Source organism: Calditrichota bacterium (assembly GCA_013152715.1).
Taxonomy (GTDB): domain Bacteria; phylum Zhuqueibacterota; class Zhuqueibacteria; order Thermofontimicrobiales; family Thermofontimicrobiaceae; genus 4484-87.
Genome location: JAADFU010000028.1, coordinates 1 through 8,962, shown reverse-complemented (window position 1 = coordinate 8,962; position 8,962 = coordinate 1). Strand labels below are relative to the sequence as shown.

Annotated in this window: 5 protein-coding genes; all 5 read left to right on the top strand. The window is 45.6% G+C overall.

The window, feature by feature from the left end; genetic code table 11:
• Positions 1 to 259: 259 nt before the first annotated feature.
• The 5 genes from GXO74_02605 (at position 260) to GXO74_02585 (ending at position 8,913) form a co-directional block, all read left to right on the top strand.
• Positions 260 to 2,152: a T9SS type A sorting domain-containing protein gene (locus tag GXO74_02605; protein NOZ60550.1), complete on the top strand. Its 1,893-nt coding sequence runs from the start codon at positions 260 to 262 to the stop codon at positions 2,150 to 2,152.
• Between the two features lie 235 nt (positions 2,153 to 2,387).
• Positions 2,388 to 5,453, top strand: a complete 3,066-nt coding sequence (locus GXO74_02600) for a T9SS type A sorting domain-containing protein (protein ID NOZ60549.1) — start codon at positions 2,388 to 2,390, stop codon at positions 5,451 to 5,453.
• Positions 5,454 to 5,483: 30 nt separating this feature from the next.
• Positions 5,484 to 6,458 (top strand): ABC transporter permease, encoded by a 975-nt coding sequence (locus GXO74_02595; protein ID NOZ60548.1) that lies wholly within the window; start codon positions 5,484 to 5,486, stop codon positions 6,456 to 6,458.
• Positions 6,451 to 7,311 carry an ABC transporter permease gene (locus GXO74_02590; protein NOZ60547.1) on the top strand — a complete coding sequence of 287 codons (861 nt, stop codon included), beginning with the start codon at positions 6,451 to 6,453 and terminating at the stop codon, positions 7,309 to 7,311. The genes GXO74_02595 and GXO74_02590 overlap by 8 nt, the downstream gene beginning before the upstream one ends.
• Positions 7,312 to 7,494: 183 nt before the next feature.
• On the top strand, positions 7,495 to 8,913 hold the full coding sequence (locus tag GXO74_02585) for an alpha/beta fold hydrolase (GenBank protein ID NOZ60546.1): 1,419 nt from the start codon (positions 7,495 to 7,497) through the stop codon (positions 8,911 to 8,913).
• The last annotated feature ends 49 nt before the right edge of the window (positions 8,914 to 8,962 follow it).

Genomic DNA, 8,962 nt, shown 5'->3' with positions numbered 1-8,962 from the left:
AGTTGTGAATTTCGGGAAATAGCTTTTTTATTTTTCGAATCATACCACACATTAGATTTGATAATTTTGAGGGGCATTCAAATTTTTTGTATCTATTCACATTGTCCATTTTCGGGAAGTTAATTTTTTATGAGTCAATACTCACTTCAAAAAATATTCGGAAAAATAAAAAAAATGTTGCTATTTTGAAAAAAAAATGTTATCATAATATTATTATCAAGGCGATCAAATCGCTAATTTTTTTTGAAGGAGGAATGCCATGATTCAAAGAAGAAAGGCGTACCAAGTTCTTTTCATAGTTACTCTGCTTTTGTTCACTTTTACTGTTTCTTATGCCGACTGGGGCACTTTCCGCGACTACGAGCCGGTTGTCATGAAAGGCAGCGAATTTACCGCATATCTCGGACAGCCAGTCACGCAAATTTTTGCATTTTCCTACGATGCTTCTCTCGACCAGTGGCGCCAAATTCCGCTTCAAATTGATGAAAAAGATGATTCAACTCATGTCTGGGTGCCGGCAGAATTGAAAAACGGCGTTCTTGATTCCAACGATGAAGTTGTTTTTATGGCGCGCGATATGGGAGATCAGGTGCCAAATCCCTACTATTGGATCGACAATCCTGAATCTCGTGAGTACGAGCGTTATGAAATTGTCGCTTCTGATCCATTAGATGAAACGCAGCGCTATCTTTATTTTTTCATGTCCACGACATTGGTTGATACAACAACTGGATACATGGATTATACGCCGCCTTCCGGGGGCTATGGCACAGATATTGTTTTTGGGGCTTCGTACACTGAAGGGCACAATCAAAAAGGAATTGCTGATAGCTGGGAAATTCCTGTCGCCGCCGGCGGTACCGGCGTGGATATTTTGGACCGGCAAAAAGCGCGAGGCGCTGGAATAGCGTTTGGTTTTGTTCCTTTAGATTTGACCGAAGATGATTTTACTTATGTGAAAATCGAGTTTGTTGCGGGAAAAGTGCGCGTTTCTCGTCGGCTGTGGTTGTCGATTTTCGGGCTTTACACTTTCGATTTGCCGATGTATTATTATCCTTACTCTGTGGACAACAAAGGTGCATCCGGGACATTGGATCCATCGCAAATTAATGTGAGTCATATTCGTCAATCTTTTGATTTGAGTCCCGAAGCCGGAGGAATGATGTTTTTCAGCAACCAGAATGACAGTATAATCGTCGATGGCATTGCCGATGCGGATATTAATCATAGTCTGGTTTTTTCGCCGGATGTGAACTGGTTTCTTTTCACTGGCGAGCAAGGGACAGTCTTGACATTGTTGCAAATGACGCAATTGGGAACTACGCAGTTGTATTATTGGGATAATTCTGCCGGGGGTTCCGGAGACGGCAAGGATGATACCGGTGACGGACAATCCTGGGGAGACACGGGCATTTTGATCACAGGTTCCGGACTCGAAGGGAGGCTAAGTTTTTCGTTTCTCGATTATTTTTTGCCGGCGAATCAACAGAAAACGATCGGTTCCGAATTTGTGAACAATTTCCACAATCCGCTTAGCATTCACAAGAGCAGTCAACTCGTGCCGGTGGAGTTAGCGACTTTCGAAGCCAGCGTTCAGGAAAACGGAGTGCTGTTAACATGGGCGACGGCTTCTGAATCGGATAATTACGGCTTTGCAGTGCAGCGAAAGGCTTTTGGACAGGCAGAATGGGAGAGTATCGGATTTGTTCAAGGTAAAAATACGACCAGCGAGCCGCAGTTTTATCAATTTTTTGATAAGACCGCGACCGGCGCAGATTATTTTTACCGCTTAAAACAAATCGACCTTGACGGAGCTTTTCATCTTTCGCAAGAAATAGAAGTACATTTTGCTGTTCCGAAAACTTTTGCAATCACAAATGTTTTTCCCAATCCGTTTAATTCCAGGACGCGTTTCCATTTCACTTTGCCCCGGGCCGCTCGAGTCGACGTTTCCGTGGTTGACGTTCTCGGTCGCTTTGTGCGCTCTATTTTCAGCGGAGATTTGCAAAGCGGGAAACGATATTTTGACTGGGACGGCAAAGATGAAAATGGAAATATTGTGAGCAGCGGCACTTATATTGTCCGGATTAATTACCAACCTGAAGCTGAGAATCACCAATGGAGGGCAACTAAAGTAATTTTTGTAAAATAAAATTGCTGGGGCTCTTTTCTCTTATTTTTAGCAAAAATTGAAACCGCAATCCCGAATCAAATTAACATTGCTAACAGATTCGGGATTTTTTTTTGCTGATTTGGCAATCTAACTTCTTCCTTGCAATTTATCTGAAAAATATGTATTTTCTCTTTGTGCTATCGAATTTGTACTGAGTTCATTATCTAAATCGAAAATTTTCCATTAAAAAAAAGCCAAAACTATGAAGACCATATTGAGCATTATATTTTGTTTTTTTGTTTTTCCAGCATTTCTTTTTGCCAGTTGGGGAAACTTGCGGGACTACGAGACTGTGATTATTCAGGGCAATGATTTATCTCTATTTCTTTCTAACCCCATATCAGAATTGTTTGTGTACAGCTACGATGAAACGCAAGATCAGTGGCGGCAAATTACCATGCAAATCGATGAACGAGACGGCAGTTGGGATTATTTTATCACGCCTAACAGCACGCTTGACGGTAATGATGAAATTATTTTTCTGGCGCGAGACGCAGGAGACAAAGCGCGCGATTTTCAATGGATTTCAGATGAGAATTCCAAATTATTTCAGCGCGTCGAATTGACTATTTCAGATCCGTTACAACCGAATAGTCAGCGTTACGTTTATGTCTATCGCTCACAAACGCTGCAGCATGATCCCAATCTTCCTCTTTACCTTCATTTTATTCGGGGAAATGACGGATATTCAGATTCTCTCAGTGCAAGCGGTTATTACATAGGCCACAGCAAATACGGCATAATTGATCGATGGCGTATTTCTCCCGAAAATGGCGGGCAAAATATCGATATTCTCGACAGGATGAAGGCGCGTGTCAAAGGAAAAGTAGCTGGTATCAGCCTTAATAAAAGCGAACAGGATTTGAAAGTGGAAACGTATAAGAAAAAAGTAGGCCCTGTCCGCATGATTCGGGAAATCAAATACAAAATATCCACTTTCGGCTTAAAGATCACAGTCGGGACGTTCCGATTTATGTATTATCCATTCCACATTGTCGGACTTGGCTCGAATAAAACATTGACTTCTGAATATAATATCAGTTTAATCCGTCAATCGTTCGATTTGAATCTGAATGCGATTGGCATGATATTTAATAATCCCAATAATATCGACGTCCCGGTGGATGGTTCGCCGGATGCAGTTGATAAGACGATTTATCCCTTTCCTGAAACAAATTGGTACATGTGTTCCGGAGACCCCGGGACTTTTGTGTTGATAAGCGAATTTACTGAATTGGCGAATGCAAGTTATCGGCTTTACTATCGTGATAGTTCTTCCGGCGGCACGGATGATGGCACATCGGATACAGGCGTGGACAACAAGTCTTACGCTGATACCGGTATCCTTTTCACAGGCAGCAAAATCGAAGGGCAATTCAGTCTGCCTTTTCAGACCTATTTTTTGCCAGCCAATCAAACCCGGGAAACAGGGCTGCAAATTGTTGAAAATTACAAATATCCGCTGGCAATTCAATCGCTTTCACAAACTTTCATCTTGCCGGTTACAGCGACGCTTTCAATCGCCGACACAAGCGCCCCGTTGCAAATACCGATCAGCGTTCCCGTTCGTATTTCGCAATTAGATAACGAGGAAGTCAACCGCGTGCAAATGGCGATTTTGTTTGACTCGCTAAATTTGCATTTTGACAGCGTTTCCGTTGCCAACTCGCTAACGAGCTCTTGGGACAGCACAGATGCGAATCTGTCCGGAGATACAATTTTTGTCCGCTTTGCCGGAAATACTCCGCTGGATTTTGCCGGCGGGACATTGTTCTGGCTAAATTTTTTGCCTGTCGGAGCTGTAGGGTCAATTGCGGTAGTCTCTATCGATTCGGCGGTGTTGAATAACGGCTATCCGTTTGTTGCCGCCAATAATGGCTCAGTTTCTATTCTGCCGGCGCCGGAACTCGCCTTGACGCTGCCGGATACTACTGTCGTTTCGGGTACATTAGTTTCTCTGCCAATTACTGTGGCTGATCTTTCGTCGCTTTTTGTGCGAAATTGCCATCTGATCGTTCAATACAGCAAATTTGCCCTGCAAGCGACATCTGTGAGCCTTGACAATACAATTGCCCAGGGCAGTGATCTCGTGACAAATTTCAGCGGTGTGAGAGCAGTAATCGATATTGCCAGCGCTGATCCTTTGAGCGGTAGCGGCGTACTTGCGTGGCTACAATTCAATGTCATCGGCGACAATGGCGCTTTTTCAGATTTAATCTTTTCCGAGGCGCAATTTAACGAGGGTGTTCCCGTCGCGCTGCCGGGAAACGGACGCGTTTCCATCATTGGGCCGGCTCCGATGGAAGTGACCTTTGCCATTCCGGACACGATTGTTTCGCCGCAAATTTCACTCAAAATGCCAGTGATCGTGTCCGATCTCACTCCGCTCAATGTGACTTCTTTCCGGGTAAATCTTTCTTTTGACGAGGCAGTGGTTGACTATATTTCGCTGCAAAAAGTCGGCACAATCACAGAAAATTGGGACCCGTCAGTTTACGACCTGGGAAACAGCCTGGCGATTGTCGGCGGAGGTTCGCCTGCGCTGCATGGCGAAGGTGTGCTGTTTTATTTGAATTTTCAAGTTGTCGGCAGAAATGGTGCACAAACAAATATTGCCTTTGACGCCGTGCAATTGGGTGGCGCCAATGCGGATATTTTTGCCGACAATGGCTCCGTCTCCGTGCAAGGGGCGATTCCCGTCGAGTTGGCTGATTTCTCGGCAAAAATACTGAATGGAAATGTTCTTGTGAATTGGGTAACTCTTTCCGAAAGCGATAATTACGGATTTTATTTGCAAAGAAAAGATGACTCACAAGCACATTGGAAAGAAATCTCATTTGTGCCGGCGGCTGGAAGTCCGACAACGGCAAATCAATATTCTTATATTGATAAGCATCCTCCGCAGGGAGTTTTGTTTTACCGGTTGAAACAGCAGGATTTGGACGGCGCTGTGCAATTTTCTGAAGAAATAAAAATATCAATTTCCGCTCCGACGACTCTTGTGCTCAGGCAAAATTATCCCAATCCTTTTAACAGTTCAACCGTCATTAATTTTGAGATTCCAAAGCGCGAGGGCGAGTCAATGAGCTTGATTGTTTTCAATACGTTGGGTCAACCGATTCGTACTTTGGTTAGCAATGCGAGTTCGACGCCCGGCAGTCATCAGATTACCTGGGACGGAAAAAACGATTCATTCCAACCGGTGAGCAGCGGAGTTTACTATTTACGGCTCACAGTGGGGAAGACGTCTTTGTATCGCAAGCTGCTGTTCCTTCGTTGATTTCATTTCCTTGCCAAAAGGGGAGGGTTGATGCGAAATTTTATCATTCGGCGTTTTTTAGTGCTGATTCCGCTTTACTTTGGAATTACGATCATCACTTTTCTCATCATCCATCTGGCGCCCGGAAAACCGTCTGATCTGGAAGCGCAAATCAAGCCGGGCATGGCGATGGCGCGAGCGCGGCTGGAAAAAATTTACGGATTGGATAAGCCGCTGCACGTGCAATACTGGCTTTGGTTCAAAAAAATGATTGTTTTTGATTTTGGCAATTCTTTCAAAGACCACCAACCGGTGCTGGAAAAAATCCGTGAAACGCTGCCCAATACCATTTTGCTGAATCTGGCGTCGCTTCTTTTGATTTATTTAATTGCCGTCCCCATTGGCATTCTCTCTGCCGTGAAACAGTACTCGCCGTTTGACAAAATTTCCACAATTTTCGTCTTCATTGGCATGGCAATTCCCAGTTTCTGGCTGGCGCTGTTGCTCATCCTCGTTTTTTCCGTGAAATTAGCCTGGCTGCCAATTTCCGGAATGCACTCTTTGTATTTTCAATTTCAAAATTTATCTTTTTGGGCAAAAACAATGGATATTTTTCGCCACGCGTTATTGCCGGTCATTGTGCTGTCGCTTTCGGGATTGGCATGGCTTTCCCGATACACCCGCTCGAGCGTGCTGGAAATTATTCGCCAGGATTACATCACCACTGCCCGCGCCAAAGGATTGAGCGAGCGGAAGGTCATTTTCAAACACGCGCTGCGGAATGCGTTGCTGCCCATTGTGACAATTCTGGGATTAAGTCTGCCCGGGCTGATTAGCGGCAGCGTCATCGTGGAAACTATTTTTGCCTGGCCCGGCATGGGACGGTTAGCCTACCAGGCGGTGCTTGCGCGGGACTATCCGGTGATCATGGGCGCTTCCGTATTTTCAGTTTTTCTGTTGCTATTTGGCAATTTGGTTGCTGATTTGCTGTATGCCGTCGTCGATCCGAGGATTAAATATGAATAGTGACGAAAAATCTTCTTCTCTGTTACGAATTTTTTTTCGACAATATGCCCGAAATCGACTTGCTATCACCGCGGCGATCGTGCTGGCATTTCTTTTTCTGGCGGCGATTGTCGGACCTCTGCTGACTCGTTTCGACCCAGATGAAATTCATCTCGACGAAATTTACCAACGGCCATCGTTGGGGCACTTTTTTGGTACGGACATGAACGGACGCGATGTTTTCGTCCGCGTACTTTACGGCGCTCGCATTTCCATGAGTGTGGGATTCATTTCTTCCGGATTGGCGGGCATCATCGGCGTTTTGATCGGTGCGCTGGCCGGATTTTTCGGCGGTAAAATAGATAGCCTGCTCATGCGGCTGGTGGATTTGATTCTTTCAATTCCTTCTTTTTTTCTGCTGCTCATGGTCATTGCCATGCTGGAGCCCAACATTTACAACGTGATGATCGTCATCGCGCTTACGAGTTGGCCCGGGCTGGCGCGAATGGTCCGGGCAGAGGTACTTTCTGTTCGTGAGAGAGATTACATTCAGGCAGCAATAGCATTGGGAATAGGCCGCTGGCGAATTATCTGGAGACATATTATTCCCAATGTCATGGCGCCGGTATTTGTGGCGGTCACTCTTGGCGTGGCGTCGGCGATTTTGATCGAATCCGGGCTTTCATTTTTGGGCCTCGGAGTCCAACCGCCGACTCCCAGTTGGGGAAATATTCTTGCTCAAGGACGTTCTGTGATGCAGTTTGCCTGGTGGATGACAGTTTTCCCGGGACTGGCAATTTTCATTACAGTACTTTGCTACAATCTCGTCGGCGAAGGTCTGCGCGATGCACTGGACCCGAGATTGCGGAGGTGAACTCATTTTTTAGCCCCAGAGGTACAGAGGACTCGGAGAGAAAATATAAAAATTTCCCTTTGAAGGTCGAAGATGCGCCTGGGCGTAGGGAATTAGGGGGATGTAACAGACTGCAAATAAAAAAGTAAACTGATTCAATAACAATAAAAGCGACCATTGCGATCATTAAAAATGAGGATAAAGATGAAGAAAACTCAATTAGTTTTGTGCATTTCTTTGTTTCTGATAATTTTTCTCATCGCTCCCTTGAACGCCCAAACAGAGGAGACAATCTGGTACGGCAAACTCGCAGTTCCGGGCGGCGAACTCTCTATCGTTTTTCACGTAAACAAATCCGCTGACAATAAAATCACCGCCACAATGGATAGCCCGGATCAGGGCGCCAAGGGGATTGGCGTGAGCAAAGTGGAAATGGCCGGAGACTCGGTTCGTTTTGAAGTCGCTGTAGCCGCCGGATTTTATTCGGGAAAATTTACTTCTGATTCCACGATCAGCGGAAAATGGCACCAGTCAGGCATGGAATTCCCGTTAGCTCTCAAAAGAGTGGAAAAAATTCCTGAAGTCGCCAGGCCTCAGGAGCCGAAGAAACCTTATCCTTACAACGAAATTGAAGTAAATTTTGAAAACAAAAGCGCGGGAATAAAATTAGCTGGCACCCTTACTGAGCCCAAAACCAACGGCCCTTTTCCGGCCGTCGTTTTAATTACCGGTTCCGGCGCGCAGGACAGAAACGAGACGATTTTTAACCACAAGCCTTTTCTGGTCATTGCCGATTATCTGACGCGCCGGGGCATTGCTGTGTTGCGTTATGATGACCGCGGTGTGGGTGGTTCCGGCGGAAAATTGTCCCAATCTACCAGCGAAGATTTAGCCGGAGACGTGCTGGCGGCGATTGATTTTTTGAAATCGAGAAAGGAAATTGACACCCAAAAAATTGGGCTCATCGGCCACAGCGAAGGGGGCATCATCGCGCCCATGGTTGCCGCAAAATCAAAAGATGTCGCCTTCATCGTGCTGCTGGCCGGAACGGGCGTTAGCGGCGAGGAAATTCTGGTTATTCAGGCTGCTGCGATGCTGAAAGCTGCCGGGATTTCTGACGAACTGATTGAGAAAAATCGCGTTCGTCAGAAAAAGTTGTTCTCCATCATAAAAGCCAATCCCGACGATTCGCTGGCGCTGGCGAAGATGAAAGAATTCATGCAAAAAAGTCTGGCGGAATTCACGGATCAGGAAAAAGCGCTGATTGGTTTGTCGGAAAAAAAATTGGACATGCAATTAAAGCCACTTTTGAGCCGTTGGTTCAGATTTTTTCTGACTTACGATCCCAAACAAGCGCTGCGGAAAGTCACCTGTCCCGTGCTGGCGCTCAATGGCGAAAAAGATTTGCAGGTCCCGCCTGATGCCAATTTGCCGGAAATTGAAAAGGCACTTCAGAAAGCTGGGAATACCGATGTAACAATTAAAAAATTACCAGGATTGAACCATTTATTCCAGCCGGCACAGACGGGGCTGGTGCAAGAATACGGAAAAATTGAAACTACGTTTTCGCCGGAAGTGCTGAAAATTATTGGGGATTGGATTGGGAAGCGGGTGGGGGAGTAGGGAGCTAACGACACGTTTCAGTGGTTAAAACCGCCTCAGACAAAAGCGA

Coding starts and splice junctions, on each gene's coding strand:
- GXO74_02585 (NOZ60546.1), top strand. CDS start 7,495: ATGAAGAAAACTCAATTAGTTTTGTGCATTTCTTTGTTTCTGATAATT.
- GXO74_02605 (NOZ60550.1), top strand. CDS start 260: ATGATTCAAAGAAGAAAGGCGTACCAAGTTCTTTTCATAGTTACTCTG.
- GXO74_02595 (NOZ60548.1), top strand. CDS start 5,484: ATGCGAAATTTTATCATTCGGCGTTTTTTAGTGCTGATTCCGCTTTAC.
- GXO74_02590 (NOZ60547.1), top strand. CDS start 6,451: ATGAATAGTGACGAAAAATCTTCTTCTCTGTTACGAATTTTTTTTCGA.